Genomic DNA, 371 nt, shown 5'->3' on the forward strand with positions numbered 1-371 from the left:
TGCTGCGACGATGGCCAGCCAGACCGGCGTGTGCCGATGGTGAGCAGTCATGTGGATCCTCAAGTGGTTATCGAATGATTACTAGAGTCAGAGTAGTAATCGGCTGATAACCTGTCAACTGTGAACGAGACCCCGATCAGCCGCATACCAGCGAGCGAACGTCGCGAGCAGATACTCGCGGCGGCGAGCATCGTATTCGGAGAGCGCGGCTACTTCGGTGCCACCACCGATCAGATCGCGAAAGCTGCCGGCATCAGCCAGCCATACGTGGTGCGGATGTTCGGAAGCAAGGAGAACCTCTTCACCGAGGTGCTCTCGCGAGCCAGCGACAAGGTGCTGACCACTTTCGTCGAGGCGATCGAACGGTGGAG

At 58.8% G+C, this 371-nt stretch carries 1 protein-coding gene; it reads left to right on the forward strand.

Annotated features, from left to right (window positions below):
• Positions 1-120: 120 nt before the first annotated feature.
• Positions 121-371: TetR/AcrR family transcriptional regulator (locus R0J87_RS18845; RefSeq protein ID WP_498888123.1), on the forward strand; the 251-nt coding region annotated here is incomplete at its 3' end.

This window comes from Halomonas sp. SIMBA_159 (assembly GCF_046536035.1).
GTDB lineage: Bacteria > Pseudomonadota > Gammaproteobacteria > Pseudomonadales > Halomonadaceae > Vreelandella > Vreelandella venusta_A.